Source organism: Anaerotignum propionicum (genome assembly GCF_024461735.1).
GTDB lineage: Bacteria > Bacillota > Clostridia > Lachnospirales > Anaerotignaceae > Chakrabartyella.
Window position 1 is genome coordinate 16213 of sequence record NZ_JANGAD010000003.1, and the last position, 20721, is coordinate 36933.

Sequence of the window (20721 nt, forward strand, 5' to 3'; positions counted from 1 at the left end):
TAGACGCCTGCCCCTAAGAAGGAGCAGGCGAGTTATTGTTGCATTACATAGTTTCGTGTGCTGTTCTTGCAATAATTGCTTCTTGCATTTCTGGAGAAAGGTTCACAAATTGAGTACTATAGCCTGCCACACGTACCAAGAGGTCTTTATAATCCTGAGGATTTTTCTGTGCCTTACGAAGTACCTCTGTGGAGAGGGTATTAAATTGTACATGGAAGGCACCAAGAGAGAAATAAGCACGAATGATATTGCCAAGGTCTCTTCTGCCTTTAGGTGTTTTAACCATTTCTTCACTTAAACGCAGGTTTAAAAGTGTACCTCCAGTATGAACATCATGATTCATTTTTGCACTGGAACGCATTGCCGCCAAGGGGCTGGTAACGTCACTTCCTGCATAAGGGGATACACCCTCTGTGATTGGCTTTGTGGCTTCTCTGCCGCAAGGGGTGGCGCCAACAATTCTTCCCGTTGGGATGTAGTTAGAAATTCCCATGAATGCTGAATTAAAATTGGAACCAAAGATATCTTTATGGGCTCTGGTTTCCAGATAATAATAGTTGGCAATCTCTCTTGCGATATCGTCTACATAATCATCGTCGTTACCGTATTTTGGCACACTTAATGCCTTTGCCCTTAATTCTTCATATCCTACCCAGTTTGCATCCATAGCATTATTGAGCTCTTCCATGGTGGTTACTTTATCCTCAAACACAAGCTTTTTTATCACGGCAAGGGAGTTTGCCACTACTGCAAGGCCGATACCCGTTAGAACAGGACCAACGTTATAGTGAGCTCCGCCACAGGATAAGTCTTTACCATTTTTGATACAATCCTCAACACAGGTGGAAAGGAAAGGGCGGGGAACAAGCTGTGTATGTAGCTTTTGTGCCACAACAGTTGCAACAACACTATGATAAATTAAGTTTTTCATCTGTTCCAAAGTTGCATCTTTTACTTCTTCAAAGGATGAATAATTTGCAATGGGCTTTGCATCCAGACCCATTTTTTCCCCTGTAAGTCTGCTTTTTCCTTCGTTCAGTGCATATTCCATAGCAGCGGCAAAGTTGATATTTACAGCAGCAGTCCATTGCCCTGTTTTGCGGAAATGGGGAACTACACAACCACAATTGCTCCAATCTCTTGCATCCTCAGGTTCATAACCTGCTTGCAGAAGCATTTGCGCTCCCGCCTGATCATTATGGATTGCAGGGAAGCCTGTGCCTTTGCTGACAAGTTCAGTTACAGCATCCAGGAATTTCTGCGGGCAGTCGGAATGGATCCTAACGCTTAGCCCCGGCTGATGGGTTTTTACTTTATCTGTGGCTTCCAAGCAGATATAAGAAAGCTCATTGGTAGCGTCAGAACCATCTCTTTTGCGTCCACCAACAGTGAGGTTTTGGAATTGGTTATAACCTGCAAAATAACCTGTTGTATTTGCAGAAATTGTCCAAACCCACTCGGAGAATTTCAACCAAAGAGCCTGAACCAACTCTTCCCCATCTTCCTTGGTAATTATGCCTGCTTTAACATCAGCGTCATAATAGGGGAACATGTATTGATCGAATCTGCCTGGGTTAAGTGCCAATGGATTTTCGGAAATAATTGCCCCAAGCTGCACAAACCATACAAATTGCACTGCCTCATGGAAGGAGGTTGGAGGATTTGCTGGAACGTTTCGGCAAACTTTTGAAATTTTTAGAAGTTCAGCTTTTCTTTCCTCATTCTTTTCTTGATTAGCCATTTGTTCCGCCATATCAGCAAATCTTTCCGCAAAACGCATAATACCTTTGCTGGTTAATATGGTTGATTTATAAAATGCGATCTTATCAAAGTCATCAGGATTTGCAAAATCTAATTCAGCTAATTGTTCCTCCGCTTGCTTCAAAATACCTTGAAAGCCCAAAGGGAAAAGAACATCTTGATAATCTGGAGTTACTTCTCCAACAGCTTGGCGCCATTTTGAGTCATTATCAACAATACCTGTATCCACTGCGATTCTGGCAGTTTCTTCAGGAAGGATAGAGAGAAAATGCTCTTCAAGGGATTTTCCTTTCCAGTAAGGGAAGATATTCTCGCGAACGTATGCTCTTTGTTCATCGGTCATTTCATAAGGATCTTGAGGACGTTTATCAAACATGTCCATTTCCTTGTCCACCCATTTCCAAGAGAACTCGGGTGTCAAAATGCCGCTTCTTCTAAACTTACCAGCTGTACCCACAATTAACTCATCTTCAAAGATTTGAATATCAAATTCGTTGCAAAAATCATAAAAAGCTTGTGCTCTGCGAATAGGGGTGGGCATACCCTCAGTACGCATATGAGATTCTGTAAAAATTCTAGCTCTTTCAATACAAACAGATGGTTTTGAATTTACATAGTTTTGTCTTAATCGTTCAATTCTAGCAGTAGTATTCATATTGACCCTCCTTAATGGATTATATAAACCGTCAGATGATTGTGCGGGATAACAGTCAATTTCTTAATTGGGAAAAGATGTGATAATAAAAAAACCAACGTATGTTATAGCGCACAGATTATAGTCTTAATATTGCATTTTTTTTCGTTTTTGTCAATATCATATTTGCCCAATCATTTTGTATAAAATTGGTGTGCACGTTTTTGTATTTATATAAAAAAAGACAAAAATCATAGGATTTTTGCCTTTTTTATTTTACTTATATCGAATCACATTATGAAAAATAACATCCTCATTTGAAGGGTTTGTATAAACATGGTTTGAATCACCTTGGAAGGAAAGAGCATCATCTTTTTGCAAAATATAGACCTTATCGTTAATAGTCATTTGCAGCTGTCCTTGAATGATGACGATGTATTCATTTAAAACATTGGTGTGGGGGAAGGATTCATGCCGACAATGGGGCTTCATGTGTATCTGCAAAAAATCTAAGCCTGAAATCGGATCAAAAGGGAAGATATTATATAGCAACATATCTCCATTTTCTTCCTTTATGGGATAGATATCATCAATGCTTAAAATATTATTTTCAGTTATATTTTGTGAAATAAAATTGGAAAAGGTGACTTTATAGCCTGTGGATATTTTCCAAAGGGTAGAAATGGTAGGAATGGATTCACCTCGTTCAATTTGCCCAAGCATTGCCTTGGAAACCCCAGTAAGGCGGGCCGCAGTGTCAAGGCTGATTCTCATTTCTGTTCGGATTCTTCGCATTTCCTTTCCAATATCAGGGGGTATACTATACATTTCTATCTCCTCTATTTTTTAATTTAACAATATCATTTGACTATGAATTATTTCTATTATAACAAAAACAATTTTTTAAGGCAACTTTTTTACTGTTGACATACATGTTGCGCCAAAAACTTCTATGAATTGGAAGTAGGTTTGTGACAATTATGTTACAAATTGAAAATATCCATTTACCTTGTAATAAAGCTATAGTATACTTGCGGTGGTAAAATTTGTAAAAATGTGTAGATAAGGAATTAAAATTATATTATTTTAAGGGGGGCTTATTATGAGTAAAAAAGTTATCAGTTTTTTATTAAGTATTTGTATTTTGATTTCTGCAACTTCAACGGTTTTTGGAGAGAATACTTTTTCATTTGAAAAGATAGATGACGCTAATGCTGTACTTGTAGGAAAAGTTACAAAAATTTCAAAGGATACAATCAAGCTGTCAAAAATAAGTGATGAGCTTTGGAGTGATATTAAACTAGATGAAGCTTTTGACTATAATATTAAAGACACGAATCCTAATTATTTCATTCTCAACACAGGCAAGTTTGATGAAGGACAGTTTCATGACGGTGATGTGATAAAGGCATACTTCCTGTACTATTTTCATGTAGATAGAAAAAGTGCAAACGGCGAAGAACATCCCTATAAACTTGTGACGTTTCAGAAGTATGAAAAACAAGTTTCTATAGAAGATAAGGCGAAATTTTTATGTGATTTGGGTATATTGAATGGGTATGACGATGGGCAGTTACACTTGGAACGAAATATAACTAGAGGGGAATTTACTTCCCTTATTATGAAGATATATTTTGATTATGAATGTAATTATTTTTCAGAAGTGCAATTGAAAAAACCTTTTCCGTATCAAGATGTCCCTAAAGACTATTGGGCAAGAAAATATATTGAACTTGCGTATTGGAAAAACATTATTAATGGGAAAAATAAAGATACCTTTTCTCCAAATGAAAGTATCACCATAAAAGATTGTGTTACTGTTTTGATAAAAGCTAGCGCAATCAGCATGTCGAAAGAAAACGCACTTTCTGTCTCGGTAAATAGGTTAGGGGGATATCCTGAAGGATATTTAAGTATTGCTAAGGAAAGTAAGTTGATTTCAGACCAGTTAGCTGGCAAGGTCGCCACAAGAGAAGATGCAATTGAAATTTTATATAATGCATACAATCATGAGCCCGATGTTACCTATACTTTTCAGGCTAGAAAACCTGTGATTTATCTATATCCTGAAAAAGAAACTAATGTAAATGTAAAGGTATCTTTTGATGGAGTGTTTACCTTTACCTATCCTGAATACAACAAAGGATGGTCTGTTACTGCAAAAACTGACGGCACCCTGGTAAGTGGAGCTACAGAATATCCATACCTTTTTTGGGAAGGTGATGTAGAAAAGTATACACCCGTTTTTGACGAGGGCTTTTTGGTGAGTAAGAAAGAAACGGTGTCTTTCTTAGAAGAAAAATTAAGTTTATTGGGTTTGAATGCTAAAGAACGGGCAGACTTTATAACTTACTGGGGGCCCCAATTGATGAAGAACGAATTCAATATCATTAAGTTTGATACTAAGGAATATGCTTCCAAAGTATCTCTAAACATTGAACCCAATCCTGACAGCTTGATTCGGGTATTTATGGTGTATAAGGCTGCAAACGGAAGTGAAAAGGTTAAGGAACAAGTATTGAGTAAGGCTGAAAGAAAAGGCTTTGTAGCTGTTGAGTGGGGTGGAACAACAGATGAATCATGAATTCCTCGTTGTTTAACTTTGAAAATCTAAAGGTAGAAAGTAAGGCTATTTTAAGTAGGCTTAATGATTATAAGGCTATTTAATGAGGTGAAAAATGAAAAATACAGTTAAAAAGTTCATATCTTTTCGTATGAATCACTACAAGGACATTGAATTAAAACTGGAGAAGATGGCTGAAAAGGGGCTTTTTCTCGAAAAGATAGGTGCGTATTTATGGACATTTCGTAAGGCAGAGCCTAAAAAAATAAAGTATGTCGTAACTTATTTTTCGGAAGCATCTCTATTTAATCCTTCTTTAACCGAAAATCAAAGAAACTATCATAATCATGCTAGTGCGTCTGGATGGAATTTTGTTACTGAATTTAATCAAATGCAAATTTTTTGTAATGAAGATGAAAATCCCACTCCATTTGAGACAGATGAAAGAGTAAAGTTTGAAAATATTAAAAAATGTATGAAGAAGAGTTTTATCCCTTCACACATAATACTGATTTTATTGTTTTTATATAATATTTTCGCGGAGTACAAATCTTTCAAAGAAAGTTCTCTTTATTATCTTTCTAAAACTAGTAATTTATATACCGTGGCAATTATGCTTCCCGCCCTGATTTATCTATGCTATATTTTGCTAGATTATTTCATTTGGTGCCAACAGTGTGAACGTTCTGTTTCTAAGGGCGGGGGATGTATTGAAAAGATACATAAATATCAACAATTAGTTGATGTTATAATTGTTTCTTATGTTTCTATATTAGTAATCTTGATTTTAAAAGATTTGTTCGTAAAGGTAAATTTCTTGGCAGTTATTCTTACGGTGCTCTATGTCCCTATTCTTATCTTTGTATATCGGTTTACTATTTATTTCTTGAAAAAGAAAAATGTAGCGGCAATGACGAATCGGGTGGTTTCAATTATATTGCTGTTGATAGCTAGTTTTGTATATATGTTTTCAATCACAAATATCATTATAAAATTTAATGTACCAAAGCATGAGGCACATCCATATCGTATTGTGACTTTTCAATACTCTCCTACGGATATAGAGGAATATAAAGTATATAGCGATGATATTCCGCTAAGATTTGAGGATCTATACGAAAATATAAACTATGAGAACTATTCTTATGAAGAATATAAGTATAACTCAATTTTTCTAATCAGAAATCAATACAGACAAGATGCTTTACCGGAGTTAAATCCTCCTCCTGAAATTGAGTATGATATCATAGAACCCAAATATCCCTTTGTAAGGGATATTGTGATAGACGATATGAAAAAACTACGGTGGGGGTCACAGAAAGCTATAAAAGAAATTGATAACGTAATCTTCAATACAGAGCAAGCTTATTTAAAATATTATGACTACAAAAGAGGGGAATTTGATTACGATATAGAGTACGAATTTGATAAAAAAATCTATGATGACTGTGAATACTTATTGATATATAAAGACAAAATTGTGCAACTGTATCTAGAAGAACCTGTGAAAGATGAGCAGGTTGAAACCATCATGGAGAAATTAAAGCCTAATCAACTCTAATAGGTGAAAAGGATAAATATTTTTAGGAGGTTATGTAATGGAATCAATTAATTCTGTTTTAATTTTTCTTCCTACATTCATTGAATATGGACTGGGAGTTACCTTGCAATACTGGCCATTAAATGCATGTTAAAGTATTTGAGAGATGATAGAAATCATTAAGCTTACATTCTGGAGTCTAATTCTAATACTTAAGTAGCAAAGAGACCCAAATAAATTTGGGTCTCTTCTTATGATATTTTACAGGGAAATACTTTTAGATTCACCTTGAAGAGAATAGAAATTTCCAACTGCATTTTCAAGATAGAAGATTTCAAAAATAGTGTCATCTGGGGAGTACATATGTTTTAGCATTGGCATTACCTCAAGAGCATTTGTTTTGGATTCCTTTGAAGTGCAAAATACAGCTTTTCCGCTTAGGCGCAACCATCTTGCATCCTTTGAAGATGCAGAAATTTCAACATTTGGATTCTTTATTAACTGTGCATACACTGGTTTTTGATTGCTTGTCGCAAAACAAAGTTTGCCATCGTACTCCATGGCGAAACTAAAGGGGCGGACTCTGGGCTGATTGCCATCAACGGTGGAAACAAAAAACACACCGCATTCTTTAAAAAATTCTAATACTTCATTCATAATAAACCTCCGTTTGTGTTTGATTTTTTAACTTTCTTTAGTATAATCATAAAATAAAGTATTATATCATGCAAGTATGCAGTTTTTTATGACTAGGTATGATTATTCTGAGTATAGGAGAAATTTATGAAAGATATGATTATTTTTATGGGCGATAATAATGTTTTTTGTCCCGTAACATATTCCTTAAGTTTGATTGGAGGCAAATGGAAGTTGCCAATCATTTGGGTATTATCTCAATGTGGTACCCTTCGATTCAATGAGTTAAAAAAGAAGATCGTAGGAATCACCAATATGATGCTGACAAGTTCTCTTAAGGAACTGGAACAGGATGGATTAATTGAAAGAGTACAGTATAATGTAATGCCCTCTCATGTTGAGTATTCGTTAGCAGAAGCGGGGAGGAAACTTCTGCCGGCGCTTGATGAATTGGCAAAATGGGGTGCGGAGGTGGCACAAGATAAAATGGATTGATGAAGCAGTATTCAGTTCGGTATTTAAAGCTCAACAATTGATACAAAAATGCTTTACGGAGGTATGCTTTTGGTAGCCTATCATGTCTTCCTGTCAAGAGGGGTATCTGACTATTCAAGGCAAGGCATACGGAAGCATTAGCATTATGTATTCAGTAGAGGGTCATATAAGAAAATGACTGTTAAAATAAATAAAGACATGCAGCAAAGGAGAAAAAGCAAATGATTTATTATCATGTAGATGTATTTAGCTCTAAAATTCTTTCAGGGAATGGGTTGACCGTTATATTTCATGAAGAAGATATGGACAAGCAGTATATGCAGGCAATTGCCCAGGAGTTCAAGCAGTTTGAAACTATTTTTCTCAGACAAATTGAGGAGAAGCATTTTCGCGCTAGAATCTTCACTGTGGAAGAAGAATTGGATTTTGCTGGACATCCAATACTAGGAGCCATAGCAGTAATCCATGAAAAACTATATGCAGAAGAACAAAATATAACCGCAATTTTTGAGTTGAACAATAAAACATTGCAAGCAGAATCCGTAAAAATGGAAGGCTATTTTCAGGCTACAATGAATCAGGGTACACCTGAATTCTTGGGAACTGTTGAGGGGGAATTGGGCAATGTATTTTTGCAGGCACTAAACCTTACAACAGATCAACTTCATCCGACGCTTCCAATGGAGGTCGTTTCAACTGGATTACCCTATTTGATAGTTCCTCTTTCGTCAGGGTTAGAAAAGGCAAAAATTAGTGTTGGAGACTTCGAGGAACAATTAGAAAAAATTCGAGCAAAATTTGTTTATTTGTTTGATGTAGATAGAATGGAAGGTCGTACTTGGGACAACTTGGGGGCTATCGAGGATGTAGCAACCGGCAGTGCAGCTGGTCCTACCGGAGCTTATCTGTATAAAAGAAATATTTGCAATGTAACAGACGATATATTAATGAATCAAGGAGGTTTCGTAGGAAGACCCAGCAAAATAAAAGTTTTTGCTGATCAATCCACAGGTCACATCAAAGTCGCTGGAGATGTTAAGATAATTGCAAAAGGGCAACTCTTAATTTAGACAAAAAAACCGATAATGGTAACAGACATCATACAATATGCATCTATGGTGGAAACACTGCACCAAATAAAACGTAAGGTACTATTGTAGTTGTATACTGACTCAGATGATTCAAGAATCCAATTGAATTTAATTTTAAAAGAAACTCATTATTTGATAATGAGTTTTTTTTAATCAACTTTCAATAAATATAGTTTTAAGGCGCTCGGCTAATTTTTTTATACGTATTTATATTAAAAAAATATATACCTGCAAATTTTGTAAAAAAAAGAGTTATTTTTGCAATTTTTTTAAAACCTCATGAAAATATGGTATTATTTGTTAGTATTAAAAATAAACTATTTTACAACTCAGATCCTCTTGTTGAACAGTCTAATGAATTATATTGGGAAGGTATTACTGTTGAAAAAAATGGGCTGTTTATTCTTGAATGGGGGAAGTAAGATAGAAGATTGCAAAGAGCAGTCAATAATATGGAGCACATTTTATGATAGATAATCCGAAAAATATTGCATACACACAAGATTATAAAATATATATAGAATCTTTTGATTGGCTATATATGCTGGATCCATCGAGAACGACTCAATATATTATAGAAAATAAGTACATCTTAGAGATATTTTCGTATGAAAAATCCAAAGCAGGTAAAAAATTTCCAATTCAACATACCGTGTCAAAAGGTATACTTAAAAGTTTAGATGGAATTATTATTGCTGAGTTTAAGTGCATTACTGGGTTTATATTTGCAAAATTAATTCACCATATGGATGGCAGAGAATATCTGATATTTAACATTGATTTGTATGGTTATTCAATTATGGACATGTCAAACCTATCGGTAGTGTCTTATGTTCCCGAGACTGTTCTTAATAAGGAAGAGTCTTTTATTTGGCAAGAAAAGTATTATTGTAAAAAAAATAATATTTTGGTGGTTAGTGGGTGTTATTGGGCACACCCATCAGGCCTTCAATTTTACGACTTCTCTTGTCCAATGAGTGTGCCTCTCCCAATGTACACTGCCTATAATGAAAATAATTTCATAAATGATATATCACTTGACTATGATGTCGACTTTGTGACATTCTCAAAACTAGGAGAGTGTGTCGTGCGTTATAAAGATAAAAATGAGCAGACGAAAGAAACAACTGTAAAAATTCTTTAATGACTTTTTTAATTCAGGATTATTATAGATAAACTAAAAACTTAAGTGAAATACAAAAACTCTAAATGCATACAATACAATGAAATATGCAGATATAAGATACTTAAGAAATACCTAGAAAGGAAGAGCATCATGTCCGAATATTCATTACAAAAAGAGAATTTTAAAACAGTACTTAGAAAAGCACTTCTATTCTCTTTTATGTCGTTGTTATTGCCTTTAATCTTATATTTTATTTTAAAATCATCAGTGGATGATTATATGATTCAAGGTGTTTTTAAATTGTTTTGCGGTTTATTTCTTGTTTATACTTTAATAAAGGAGAGCTTAAGAATATACCGAATTAGAAGAGACTGGTTTAGTTTTAAAATATCAATTACAGAAGATACCATTCATAAAAAACAATATAAAACTAAGGATACTATCATTCCAATAAATCAAATAGTAAAAATAGTTCAAATTGCAGATGGTGTTTCTATTCAGTCTGAAGAAGCAAATAAATTTCTTTACATTCCAAATGATATTGAAAACTATGAAGAAGTGCTTAGCAAATTAAATTGTTTAAGACCCATAGAAGTAAGTTCGCTGATGTCTATAAGAATTCCTTCTGAATATACTATCCGACAACAGATTGTACCTGGAAGTGCTCTAAAACGCCTATCTCTAGTAATAGGCGCTGGATTTGGAATTCTTATATTTCTTTTTCTATTAATAGTAATAATATTATCTTAGAGGAGCATCATGAGAACATGTTTTAATAAACAAGGAAAGAACGTACAGTATGTTTAAAATACGGATTATTAAGAAAATCGTAGCTGCATCCTTTGCACTGTCTCTTCTGCTTTCAGGCTGTGTCGGCAATGTTGGAAAAAGCGAACAAGAAAATAAAAATAGTTCGGAAGGTGTACAAACCGGAGATACAAGAATGTTTACCACTGTAAACGGAGAGGTTGAAATTCCTGTTCACCCCCAACGGGTGATTACGGATTGTGGTTTGCTTGGAAATGTTTTAGCCCTTGGAGTAGCCCCTGCCGCAATTGAGGATTACACCGCCACAGATGTGTCATATAAAGATTTGATTCAGGATATTAAGGTGTTGGAAAAGTGGGAGCCTGAATACCTTATGGCTGAAAACCCTGATTTAATTGTCACTCAGTATAAAGACAATTATGAGCAGTTTTCTAAAATTGCACCAACGGTTTATGTACCGATTTATGAGCTTGAAACCGAAGAAATGCTTTCTTTTTTGGCGGATGCCTTAGGATTGGGCAGGGAGAAAGGGAAGGCAGTACTAGATACATATGATGCAAAGGTGCAGGATGCAAAAGAGAAATTAAAAGATACAGGACTGTATCAAAAAACCTTTAGTGTTATAAGAGTGCAAGGAGAAAATGAAATCGGTGTGCGTTGGAGCAATAACCTTGGAGGACAGATTTTATTTGGTGCGTTAGAATTGCCACAGACAGACGCGGCGTTAAGAGAGGTAAAGGCTGGTGTGGATTGGGGTGCGACACTTTCTTTTGAGGCTGTACCTGAATATATGGGGGACTACATACTTGTGACGGAGTCGGACAATTATCAGCTGACTGAAAATAATCCTGTATGGCGGTCTCTTCCTGCAGTACAGAAGGGAAATATTATTGTGCTTTCCGAACCATTCATGTATTTGAATGATGTGTATTCTTGGTCGGCTCAATTGGATTTGGTTACTGAAGAGCTTCTAACATTGGTTGAAAAAAATGGTGTGTAAGGAAAGTCTGCGGAACGTGATTTTTGCTACACCTTAGAAATGTAGTAAAGCATAAAATAGGCAGAAAGAATACAGGATAATTTGTATTTCTTTCTGCTTTATTTATTTGAGTGAATGGGATTCTATGACTGTAATTAGACTGATAAAAAGATGCCAAATTTTTATGAAGGTTCTTTTCTTTCCCTCAAGATGAAGAGTTAGAAAAGATTTATTGAAGTTTGTTACTGGTATCGCAAGTGTTGCGGATATTATGTAAATCATGGCTCAGTCTGAATTAATTATTAAGGAAATTTTGCGTACTTATTCTGTGTTATTGTGGTTAGGGATTGACAACTAAGGTAATTTATTTTACAATATTAAGGTTAGGATACAAATAATGAGGATACAAACAATTGGAGGAAATATGAATCAGAGTTTTCATTACTTGCTTATGATTAATCAGGCATTATTTCAGAAAAAAGTATTTTACGGGTTAGTTGAAACAGGTTTAACATCTGGACAGCCAAAAGTATTAGATTACCTTAGTTTGCATGATGGAAGTATACAAAAGGATATCGCTTTTGGATGTCAGATAGATCCAGCTACACTAACAGGAATATTAAAAATTATGGAAGAAAAGGGGTTAGTAGAGCGACGTACGTTAAACGGCAATCAGCGCTCAAGCTATGTATATTTGACAGATTTGGGAAAGGAAAAGGCGGAAAAGGTTGCAGAGACCTTTCGTGCCATAGAAACAGAAGTGTTTCATGGGATTGAAAAAAATGAGAAGGAAAAGTTTATGAATATTTTTTATAAAATATGCAGTAATATGATTGATATGGAGAAACTACAATGAGTAAAAAAGAGATATTAAAACGATACGTTTTATTTAGTATAGGATTATTATTAAATTCATTTGGTGTAAGTTTTATTACAAAAGCAAATCTTGGCACATCACCAATTTCCAGTATCCCATATACATTCAGTTTAGCATTTAAACCCACACTTGGTATGTTCACTCTATATATGAGTATTCTTCTAATTATAATTCAAATCATGTTACTGCGAAAGAGTTTTTCAAGACAATATTTATTGCAAATACCGGTGTCTTTGGCTTTTTCATGGTTTATTGATCTCACTATGAAAGTACTGTCTTTTATGGAACCAGATAAGTATTACATGAAAGTTCTCTCTCTGGTTGTTGGCTGCATAATATTAGGAGTAGGTGTTTATATGGAGATGGCTGCAGATGTTGTAATGCTGCCGGGAGAAGCATTTGTGAAAGCAGTGTCGGTTACATTTCATAAAGATTTTGGTAAGACAAAGGTTATATTTGATTCATCAATCACAATTATAGCTGGTGTAATAGGATTTCTTATTTTCCATAAACTTGCTGGTGTGCGTGAAGGAACAATTGTTGCTGCACTGTTTGTAGGAATGATAGCGCGATTTTTGAAAAGAAAGTTGAGCTTTGTTGAGAACCTCCTGTCGGGAAATGTAATAGAGGATAAAAAAGTGGTTGCAGCAGAATTAAGATAAGGTTGTTTTTCTGAGGTTGACTTTGATGAGGATAGTTATTTAGCTGTATATGAAAGTGAGAGCACCTATGCTGATGGCAAGGGCCATATTGCCTGCTTTATAAACTGAATGAAGAATGTGAATATGCTGATTATTTTTCTGATTTGGAAGAATGATGTAATGAAATAATAGAAATTACTTAATTCACAAGTAATCCATTTGATGACGAATTAGACACTTAAAAGAGAAATAAATTAAAACAAGTCCAACTTTGTTCTATTCCTGTATTTGAAACATAATAATATATTGTATGGATACAGTTAGAAATCAAAGGAGGAAATTGTCGTGGAGAAATTTGATATTTATAAGGATATTGCTGAAAGAACAGGCGGAGATATTTACATTGGAGTGGTTGGCCCCGTGCGTACAGGAAAATCCACGTTTATCAAGCGGTTTATGGACTTGTTGGTGCTTCCTAATATTCAAAATGTTCATTCCAGAGAGCGGGCTAAAGATGAATTGCCTCAATCTGCTTCAGGAAGAACAATTATGACAACGGAGCCTAAATTTGTGCCCAATGAAGCTGTTCAAATTACCCTTGGCGATAATACGGATATGCGTGTTCGCATGATCGATTGCGTGGGCTATTTGGTTCCCGAAGCGGAGGGGCATATGGATGGGGAAATTCCCCGTATGGTACATACACCTTGGTCGGAAAATGCCATGCCGTTTATAGAAGCGGCAGAAATGGGCACAAAGAAAGTAATTACCGACCATTCTACCATTGGCATTGTGGTGACAACAGATGGCTCTGTAACGGAATTATCCAGAGAGAACTATATTGATGCTGAGGAAAGAGTTATTGAGGAACTTAAGGAAATGGGAAAACCTTTCGTAATTCTTCTGAATACAGCTTCACCTTATGGAGAATCTACAGCCATCTTGGTTCGAGAGATGGAGGAAAAATATGGGGTTCCCGTTATTCCTGTAAACGTTGCCCAGCTAAAAGCGGAAGACATTAAAACCATTTTGGAGCGAGTATTATATCAATTTCCAATGCGTGAAATCCGTTTTTATTTCCCCGGATGGGTGGAGACGCTGGAGGATGACCATTGGCTGAAAGACTCTCTGATTGAGGGATTGAAGGAGGTCATGGATAAGGCTGACCGTTTAGCCGATGTTTCCGGTGCCATTGTAGCCTTAGAAAGTAAAGATTTCCTTAAAAAGGCCTTTTCAGATCGTATGTTACCGGGAGAAGGCGCTGTGGATGTTGCGCTAACCTTTGAGGATGGCTTATTCTATCGTATTTTAAGTGAAACCGTTGATTTACCCATTGAAAATGACTATGCCCTTATTTCCACCATTAAGATGCTTTCGGAAACCAAGAAAGAATATGATAAGATTGCCACGGCATTGAACGATGTGAAGCGCAAAGGCTATGGCGTGGTTACCCCTGTGTTTGAGGAGATTTCCTTGGAGAAGCCAGAGGTATTCAAACAGGGAAGCCGCTATGGCATTAAGCTGAAAGCAAAAGGTGAATCTATCCATTTAATCAAAGCGGATGTGGAAACAGAAGTTTCACCCATTATCGGGAATGAAGACCAGTCTCGTGAGTTTATTGATAATTTGATTGCAGACTATGAATCTGAGCCTGAAAAAATTTGGGACTTGAATATTTTTGGACGCACGTTAAGTGCAATGGTGAGCGAAGGCATGCAAAACAAGATTTATCGTATGCCGGAGGATGCACAATTTAAAATGGCAGAAACCCTGCAAAAGATTGTAAACGAAGGAAGCGGCGGTTTGATTTGCATTATTCTTTAATGCGCAAAACGGTTGTTGTCGAAAGACAACAGCCGTTTTGTTTTGGAGTGTTTTGATGCGTGATTAAGATACGGCTCAACTAATTAGAACACAAGAATGAAATGGAATTGTGTGTAATTAGAACAAAAGATTGTTATATTTATTGGTAATCTTACATAGTTGTGAGAAATGTAATTCTCCTGTACAATAGAGATAAGACTTTTGAGACAAAATGAGTTTTAAAGGGGGATAAAATGATGGAAATTGAGATTTTGCAAGAAATATGGGATCATTTTGTCAAAACAGGTGAGACAGATGAAAGAATGAATCCAATTGTAGAAAAGTCATGGAAGAAATGCCAGCACAATGGCTTAGACCCCATGAAGGGCAGAGGGCGTTGTGCCGATGATAAAGTATTTCAAAGTATTCGGGCAGCAAATAAGGAGCTTTTGGAAATTGCTTTGCCCGTTATGCAAAGTGTATACGAAATTGTGAAGCAATCCCACTTTTTATTGGTTTTGACAGATAGTGTTGGTTACATACTGGAAACCATAGGGGATATGGCGGTTGAAAAAATGTCTAAGGAGCTGGAGTTTGTCAAAGGCTCCCTTTGGAGCGATTTAGAGGTTGGCACCAATGCCATCGGCATTGCCTTGGACTATGATACGTCTATTCAAATGGTAGGGCCGGAGCATTACGGTTTGCCCCATCATCAATGGACATGCTCCGCTGCACCCATACATGGTGCCAATGGCGAAATCATTGGTTGCTTGGATATATCGGGGGACTTTCACTATGCCCAGCCCCATACCCATACATTAGGGCTTGTGGTTGCAGCGGCCTTTAGCATAGAAACCATGATAAAACAGCAGCAAAGTGCAAGGCTTATGAGAAAAACCCTAGATAGCAGTGAAAATGGAATTGTTCTGTTAAACGATGCATTTTGCCCAATATGGATTAATCAAGCCGCAGAAAAAAGCTTTGGATTGACCATGAATCTTTTGGAAAATTCAGATTTTCGAGAGTATATGCCTGATGTGGATTGGACCCAATTACAGCATTGGGAGCAGGAACGACAATATATTACCAATGACACTCGCCTTTTGGTGGGACGGCATATTTACGATTGCAGTGCAACCATGTCCCCCACCCTAGATGGGGATATTAGAACCTTTACAGTTACATTAAAACGACAAGAATATCTGATAGATTCTGTAAACAAAGTTTCGGGAAATCGGGCGAATTACACCTTTGAGCACATTTATGCCCAAGACCCTTTGATGAGAAAAACCATACAATTGGCGCAAAAATTTGCTTGCTATGATGGAGTGGTTTTGATTGAAGGTGAAAGCGGAACAGGGAAAGAGCTGTTTGCGCAAGCAATACATAACGAGAGCAGTCGGGCAAAGGGACCTTTTGTAGCAGTGAATTGTGCTTCTTTGCCAAGGGATTTAATTGAAAGTGAATTGTTTGGGTATGAAAAGGGTGCTTTCACTGGCGCCTTAAAGGAAGGAAACCCTGGAAAATTTGAACTTGCCAATTCAGGAACGCTGTTTTTGGATGAAATTGGAGAGATGCCTTTGGAGTTTCAGGCAAAACTTTTGCGGGCGGTGGAATCCCTGCGCATTCGCCGATTGGGCGGAACCCAGGAAAGAAAGCTTGATGTGCGGGTGATTGCCGCAACAAACCGAAACTTGCGTACCGAGTCGGAGCAGGGACGTTTTCGCCAAGATTTGTTTTATCGCCTAAACGTATTGAAACTGGATATACCCCCCTTGCGGGATCGTCCGTTGGACATCAAAGGCTGTGCTGAGATATTTTTGGATCGCTTTAACAAACGTTATCCAAAGCAGCAAAAAAACATGTCCGAGGGATATTTGGATGCGCTGATGCAATATGATTGGCCCGGAAATGTGCGTGAATTACAAAACAGCATAGAAAGAACTTTTTATGCATGCAATGAAGACACCTTGACTACGGAGGACTTTTGTTATGTCATTGGCAATTCAAAATTACAATCAAAAACTGTTCCCCAAACAGATACCATGTATCATGAAGTATTAAAAGCTTTGCAAGGTGCAAAAGGAAATATTGATGATGCTGCTAAGAGCTTACAGGTAAGTCGGGCAACTTTCTATCGCATATGTAAAAAGTGTGGCATTCAACCGAAAAAAGTAAAAGTCATAGATTGAGATTTCTCATTGTATCATGAGAAATTATCGAGACCGTGAGATATTTGAGAGAAATTTTTTCTCAAAAATCTTACGGTTTTTTTGCGTTTTAGACAAAATAAACAAAAAATTTTATCAAAGTCTCATGATGCTCCATTGTATTTGTGCAAGTGCACAAAATTGTGGTAACCGCCAAATGTGGCACAAACCTTGCTTTATAAATAGTACAGAAACAAGGCAGAGGGAGGTGAAGTATGAAGCGTTATATCATTGAATTTGGAATGGGCACGGATTTTCATGGTCAGGATGCAGGTAAAGCGGCAGTAAAGGCGGTGAAGGATGCAGTTTCACGCAGTTGTCTGTGTGGTTTAACAGAAGTTTTGGGCCTAGAGGACTTAAATCAGTCGGTACAAATTCAAGTGACAGTGGCAGTTTCAAGGCCGGAGGAGGTAAATCCTGTTGAGATTGCAAACTGTTTACCCATTGGTCAAGTGGAGGTAAAGGCGGTTAAAGGAGGCTTGCATGTACCAGGGCTTTTTATACCAAGGTTTGGAGATAAAGACGACAGTATAGAAGTTGCCATTGCGGCGGTAGAGGTTAGGATTCTGGAACCATAAGGCGTTCTTGAACAATATTTCAAAGGAGGTTTATGAAATGAAAGTACCTAAGGAAGTCATGAAAGACATGTATCTGCGGATGTTACGTATCCGTGAATTTGAAAGCAAGGCACAATCTTTGTTTGCAGATGGGAGAATTCCTGGTTTTGTTCACCTGTACTTAGGGGAAGAAGCAGTTGCAACAGGTGTTTGCGCTTGCTTAAGCGATGAGGATTATATCACCAGTACCCATAGAGGCCACGGCCACATTGTGGCAAAGGGCGGCGATTTAAAATTTATGATGGCTGAGCTATATGGTAAAGCTACAGGGTATGGCAAAGGAAAAGGCGGTTCAATGCACATTGCAGATCGCGATAAGGGTATTTTGGGTGCAAACGGCATCGTAGGTGCAGGTCATAATATCGCCGTAGGTGCAGGTCTATCTGCCCAATTGAGAGAAACAGATCAAGTTTGTGTTTGCTTCTTTGGTGATGCTTCCACAAATCAAGGTACCTTCCATGAATCTATGAACTTGGCGGCAGTTTGGAATTTGCCTGTTATCTTTGTATGTGAAAACAATAATTACGGTATCTCCATGAGTCAGGCTCGTCATCAGAAAATTAAAGACGTTGCCGATCGTGGTGCGGCATATGGTATCCCCGGCGTTGTTGTAGATGGCAATGATGTGCTTGCTGTTTATGAAGCGGCAACGGAAGCGGTAGCCAGAGCAAGAAAAGGTCAAGGGCCTACTTTGGTTGAGTGCAAAACATACCGTTGGAGAGGCCACTTTGAAGGAGATCCCGGTAACTATAAACCTAAGGAAGAGCAGGAAGCATGGTTAAAGAAGGACCCTATTCCTAGATTTGAGGCTTTCTTGAAGGAAAACAATGTATTAAGCGAAAAAGAACTTGCGGCTTGCGTGGAACAAGTAATGGGTGAAATAAAAGATGCCATTCAATTTGCAGAAGAGAGTCCTGAACCTGATGTTGCATCCGTTGTACAGGATATCTATTCCGATATTGTAGAGGAGGTACGGGTAAGATGAAAAAGATGAGTTATGCAGAGGCAATCCGAGAAGGCATGAGCATCCGGATGAGAGAAAATCCCAATGTAGTATTATTTGGTGAAGATGTTGGCGAGTTTGGCGGTTGTTTCGGCGTTTCCGCAGGAATGTTTCAGGAATTCGGCGAAAAACGCGTGCGTGACACACCTATCTCTGAAGGCGTAATCATTGGTACTGCTGTTGGTGCGGCGGCAACAGGCATTCGCCCTATTGCAGAGTTAATGTTTTGTGATTTCTTAACCGTTGGTATGGATCAGTTAGTGAACCAAGCGGCAAAAATGCGTTATATGTTTGGTGGGAAAATTTCTATGCCAATGGTAGTGCGTCTGCCAAATGGTGCAGGGGTAAGTGCGGCGGCACAGCATTCCCAATCCCTAGAGGCATGGTTAACCCATGTGCCGGGGCTAAAGGTGGTTTATCCATCCACTCCTCAGGATGCATTGGGGATGATGCTTTCAGCAATTGATGATGACAACCCTGTTATGTTTTTGGAGCACAAGGCAATGTATGCCATGAAGGGCGAAGTGGAAAGCTTTGAGCCCATTCCCCTTGGTAAGGGTGACATCAAGCATGCTGGAAATGATGTTACAGTCATTGCCACAGGTAAAATGGTACAGGAAGCTCTGTCTGCAGCGAAACAATTGGAGGCTGAGGGCGTTTCTGTTGAGGTTTTGGACCCTCGTTCCTTATATCCTTTGGATAAAGAACTGATTTTCCAATCCTTAAAGAAAACACATAAAGTGGTCATTGCTACAGAAGAAAATAAGCGTGGCGGTTATGGCGGCGAAATTTCTGCAATCATTGCAGAAGATATGTTTGATTTGTTGGATGCTCCAGTGGTGCGTATTGGTGCATTGGATACGCCAGTACCCTTTGCCCCTGTGTTGGAGCAGGCATGTATTCCCAATGCAATTGATATTGTAAGTGCCATTCGTACATTGGTATAAGGAAATAGGGAAGGAGGGTGTTTATGTCCAGCATTGGTATTATTGCAAATCCTGCTTCGGGCAAAGATATTCGCAGGCTGGTTTCCTATGCCACAACCATTGACAATCAGGAAAAGGTAAATATTGTAAAGCGGATCATATTAGCGGCGCAAGCCCTTGGCATTGATAAGATTTGGATTATGCCGGATACGTTTCAAATTGGCTACGCCGTTATTTCCGATTTATCAAAGGAAGAGAAGCTGCATATGGATTGTCAGGTGATGGATATACCTTTAACGGCTTCCGCAGAGGATACCACCACAGCGGCAGTGGAAATGGAGAAACTGGGGGTAGGCTGTGTCATTGTTCTGGGAGGAGATGGTACCAGTCGTGCCGTTGCAAAGGGACTGAAGGATACCCCCCTCCTTCCTCTTTCCACGGGAACAAATAACGTTTACCCAACCATGGTGGAAGGGACTGTGGCGGGAATGGCGGCGGCAGTGATTGCCCGTATGGTTAACCCTGAGGAATGCTGTATAAAAGATAAGCGGATTGAGGTTTATAAAAACGGTGTCTTTTCCGATATTGCCTTAATTGATGCGGTAATTACCGACGACCTTTGGATAGGGGCAAAAGCCATATGGGATGCTGAGAAATTGAAGCATATTTTTGTGACTCGCTGTCATCCGGCAAGCATCGGCTTCTCCGCGGCGACGGGATGTATTCAAATTGTAAAAGACAGCGACCCCCATGGTTTAGCCCTAACCCTTGAGGCGGCTGGAGAAAAAATCATTGCCCCTATCGCCGCAGGTATTTTAGCCCCTCTAAGCTATTCCAAGGCAGAACGGATGCCCTTAGGCATGCCAATGGAGATGGTGATGGAATGGGATTGTATGGTGGCGTTAGATGGAGAACGGGAGCTGCGAGGCAAAAAAGGAGACCGTCTGGCGTTTACCATTACACAAAATGGCCCTTGGCGGGTAGAAATTAAGAAAACCCTTGAAAAAGCTGTGGAAATGGGTCTGTACAAAAGATTCTAACAAAATGATAT

The 20721-nt window shown here is 37.9% G+C and carries 18 protein-coding genes; 15 read left to right on the forward strand and 3 right to left on the reverse strand.

All coding sequences use genetic code 11. The annotated features are described in order from the left end of the window. Positions 1-43: 43 nt before the first annotated feature. Together NE558_RS05050 and NE558_RS05055 are read right to left on the reverse strand one after the other, a co-directional pair. Entirely contained in the window at positions 44-2416 is a 2373-nt protein-coding gene (locus NE558_RS05050; protein ID WP_256148825.1) for a glycyl radical protein, read from the reverse strand. Between the two features lie 255 nt (positions 2417-2671). Continuing rightward, the gene (locus NE558_RS05055; RefSeq protein WP_256148826.1) at positions 2672-3223 is read right to left on the reverse strand and encodes a helix-turn-helix domain-containing protein; all 552 of its coding nucleotides are present in this window, start codon (positions 3221-3223) and stop codon (positions 2672-2674) included. Between the two features lie 274 nt (positions 3224-3497). Here NE558_RS05055 and NE558_RS05060 point away from each other — a divergent pair, with 274 nt between their 5' ends. Both NE558_RS05060 and NE558_RS05065 read left to right on the forward strand, forming a co-directional pair. Continuing rightward, positions 3498-4979: an S-layer homology domain-containing protein gene (locus tag NE558_RS05060; protein ID WP_256148827.1), complete on the forward strand. Its 1482-nt coding sequence runs from the start codon at positions 3498-3500 to the stop codon at positions 4977-4979. A 94-nt stretch (positions 4980-5073) separates the two neighbouring features. After that, a complete protein-coding gene (locus NE558_RS05065) occupies positions 5074-6519 on the forward strand; it encodes a DUF2812 domain-containing protein (protein WP_256148828.1) in 1446 nt (481 codons plus the stop codon). Between the two features lie 240 nt (positions 6520-6759). Here NE558_RS05065 and NE558_RS05070 read toward each other — a convergent pair whose 3' ends face one another. Next, complete coding sequence (locus NE558_RS05070) at positions 6760-7155, reverse strand: pyridoxamine 5'-phosphate oxidase family protein (protein ID WP_256148829.1); 396 nt, start codon at positions 7153-7155, stop codon at positions 6760-6762. A gap of 126 nt (positions 7156-7281) precedes the next feature. Here NE558_RS05070 and NE558_RS05075 point away from each other — a divergent pair, with 126 nt between their 5' ends. The 13 genes from NE558_RS05075 (at position 7282) to NE558_RS05135 (ending at position 20710) form a co-directional block, all read left to right on the forward strand. After that, complete coding sequence (locus NE558_RS05075) at positions 7282-7629, forward strand: winged helix-turn-helix transcriptional regulator (protein WP_256148830.1); 348 nt, start codon at positions 7282-7284, stop codon at positions 7627-7629. Positions 7630-7850: 221 nt separating this feature from the next. Continuing rightward, positions 7851-8699, forward strand: coding sequence for a PhzF family phenazine biosynthesis protein (locus tag NE558_RS05080; RefSeq protein ID WP_256148831.1), 849 nt, complete (start codon positions 7851-7853; stop codon positions 8697-8699). Between the two features lie 487 nt (positions 8700-9186). Beyond that, positions 9187-9864: a hypothetical protein gene (locus NE558_RS05085; RefSeq protein WP_256148832.1), complete on the forward strand. Its 678-nt coding sequence runs from the start codon at positions 9187-9189 to the stop codon at positions 9862-9864. Between the two features lie 132 nt (positions 9865-9996). Next, complete coding sequence (locus NE558_RS05090) at positions 9997-10596, forward strand: hypothetical protein (protein ID WP_256148833.1); 600 nt, start codon at positions 9997-9999, stop codon at positions 10594-10596. Positions 10597-10645: 49 nt separating this feature from the next. After that, the gene (locus NE558_RS05095) at positions 10646-11614 is read left to right on the forward strand and encodes an ABC transporter substrate-binding protein (protein ID WP_256148834.1); all 969 of its coding nucleotides are present in this window, start codon (positions 10646-10648) and stop codon (positions 11612-11614) included. A gap of 403 nt (positions 11615-12017) precedes the next feature. Continuing rightward, on the forward strand, positions 12018-12449 hold the full coding sequence (locus NE558_RS05100) for a MarR family winged helix-turn-helix transcriptional regulator (protein ID WP_256148835.1): 432 nt from the start codon (positions 12018-12020) through the stop codon (positions 12447-12449). Further along, positions 12446-13132, forward strand: coding sequence for a YczE/YyaS/YitT family protein (locus NE558_RS05105; protein WP_256148836.1), 687 nt, complete (start codon positions 12446-12448; stop codon positions 13130-13132). Before NE558_RS05100 ends, NE558_RS05105 begins: the two co-directional genes overlap by 4 nt. Positions 13133-13456: 324 nt before the next feature. Continuing rightward, on the forward strand, positions 13457-14935 hold the full coding sequence (gene spoIVA / locus NE558_RS05110) for a stage IV sporulation protein A (protein ID WP_256148837.1): 1479 nt from the start codon (positions 13457-13459) through the stop codon (positions 14933-14935). A gap of 233 nt (positions 14936-15168) precedes the next feature. Next, entirely contained in the window at positions 15169-17106 is a 1938-nt protein-coding gene (locus NE558_RS05115; protein WP_072743647.1) for a sigma-54-dependent Fis family transcriptional regulator, read from the forward strand. A 233-nt stretch (positions 17107-17339) separates the two neighbouring features. Then, positions 17340-17702, forward strand: a complete 363-nt coding sequence (locus NE558_RS05120; RefSeq protein ID WP_256148838.1) for a Lin0512 family protein — start codon at positions 17340-17342, stop codon at positions 17700-17702. A 37-nt stretch (positions 17703-17739) separates the two neighbouring features. Continuing rightward, a complete protein-coding gene (locus NE558_RS05125) occupies positions 17740-18726 on the forward strand; it encodes a thiamine pyrophosphate-dependent dehydrogenase E1 component subunit alpha (RefSeq protein WP_256148840.1) in 987 nt (328 codons plus the stop codon). Then, positions 18723-19691: an alpha-ketoacid dehydrogenase subunit beta gene (locus tag NE558_RS05130; protein ID WP_256148842.1), complete on the forward strand. Its 969-nt coding sequence runs from the start codon at positions 18723-18725 to the stop codon at positions 19689-19691. The genes NE558_RS05125 and NE558_RS05130 overlap by 4 nt, the downstream gene beginning before the upstream one ends. A 23-nt stretch (positions 19692-19714) precedes the next feature. After that, positions 19715-20710: an ATP-NAD kinase family protein gene (locus tag NE558_RS05135; protein ID WP_256148843.1), complete on the forward strand. Its 996-nt coding sequence runs from the start codon at positions 19715-19717 to the stop codon at positions 20708-20710. Positions 20711-20721 lie beyond the last annotated feature (11 nt).

Coding starts and splice junctions, on each gene's coding strand:
- NE558_RS05135 (WP_256148843.1), top strand. CDS start 19,715: ATGTCCAGCATTGGTATTATTGCAAATCCTGCTTCGGGCAAAGATATT.
- NE558_RS05050 (WP_256148825.1), bottom strand. CDS start 2,416: ATGAATACTACTGCTAGAATTGAACGATTAAGACAAAACTATGTAAAT.
- NE558_RS05120 (WP_256148838.1), top strand. CDS start 17,340: ATGAAGCGTTATATCATTGAATTTGGAATGGGCACGGATTTTCATGGT.
- NE558_RS05065 (WP_256148828.1), top strand. CDS start 5,074: ATGAAAAATACAGTTAAAAAGTTCATATCTTTTCGTATGAATCACTAC.
- NE558_RS05130 (WP_256148842.1), top strand. CDS start 18,723: ATGAAAAAGATGAGTTATGCAGAGGCAATCCGAGAAGGCATGAGCATC.
- NE558_RS05100 (WP_256148835.1), top strand. CDS start 12,018: ATGAATCAGAGTTTTCATTACTTGCTTATGATTAATCAGGCATTATTT.
- NE558_RS05060 (WP_256148827.1), top strand. CDS start 3,498: ATGAGTAAAAAAGTTATCAGTTTTTTATTAAGTATTTGTATTTTGATT.
- NE558_RS05105 (WP_256148836.1), top strand. CDS start 12,446: ATGAGTAAAAAAGAGATATTAAAACGATACGTTTTATTTAGTATAGGA.
- NE558_RS05125 (WP_256148840.1), top strand. CDS start 17,740: ATGAAAGTACCTAAGGAAGTCATGAAAGACATGTATCTGCGGATGTTA.
- NE558_RS05095 (WP_256148834.1), top strand. CDS start 10,646: ATGTTTAAAATACGGATTATTAAGAAAATCGTAGCTGCATCCTTTGCA.
- NE558_RS05085 (WP_256148832.1), top strand. CDS start 9,187: ATGATAGATAATCCGAAAAATATTGCATACACACAAGATTATAAAATA.
- NE558_RS05090 (WP_256148833.1), top strand. CDS start 9,997: ATGTCCGAATATTCATTACAAAAAGAGAATTTTAAAACAGTACTTAGA.
- NE558_RS05115 (WP_072743647.1), top strand. CDS start 15,169: ATGATGGAAATTGAGATTTTGCAAGAAATATGGGATCATTTTGTCAAA.
- NE558_RS05055 (WP_256148826.1), bottom strand. CDS start 3,223: ATGTATAGTATACCCCCTGATATTGGAAAGGAAATGCGAAGAATCCGA.
- NE558_RS05070 (WP_256148829.1), bottom strand. CDS start 7,155: ATGAATGAAGTATTAGAATTTTTTAAAGAATGCGGTGTGTTTTTTGTT.
- NE558_RS05075 (WP_256148830.1), top strand. CDS start 7,282: ATGAAAGATATGATTATTTTTATGGGCGATAATAATGTTTTTTGTCCC.
- NE558_RS05080 (WP_256148831.1), top strand. CDS start 7,851: ATGATTTATTATCATGTAGATGTATTTAGCTCTAAAATTCTTTCAGGG.